We start from the raw sequence: 258 nt of genomic DNA, 5'->3' as shown, positions 1-258 counted from the left end.
AAGCAGAACACCTCTCATTTGCCCGAAACCCCGGTGTCTGCTAGTGTCGCGCCGGTTTAACGTCAACCGGGATAGCCGCCATGGCCCGCAAAAAAGCTGCCTTAGATTTCGAACAATCCCTCGCCGACCTGCAAACCCTGGTCGAGCGTCTGGAGAACGGCGAGCTGTCGCTGGAAGACTCGTTGACCGCCTTTGAACAAGGCATTGGCCTGACCCGTGACTGCCAAGCGGCCCTGGCCCAGGCCGAACAGAAGGTCC

Annotated in this window: 1 protein-coding gene; it reads left to right on the top strand. The window is 59.7% G+C overall.

Annotated elements, in window-relative coordinates; all coding sequences use genetic code 11:
• Positions 1-80: 80 nt before the first annotated feature.
• The coding region (locus BLX41_RS07260) for an exodeoxyribonuclease VII small subunit (RefSeq protein ID WP_123724337.1) at positions 81-258 on the top strand (178 nt) is incomplete at its 3' end.

Origin of the sequence: Pseudomonas protegens (assembly GCF_003732485.1) — a bacterium.
Classification (GTDB): domain Bacteria; phylum Pseudomonadota; class Gammaproteobacteria; order Pseudomonadales; family Pseudomonadaceae; genus Aquipseudomonas; species Aquipseudomonas protegens_B.
Note: the sequence above shows the minus strand (reverse complement) of the source record. Positions and strands in the feature narration are given on the sequence as shown.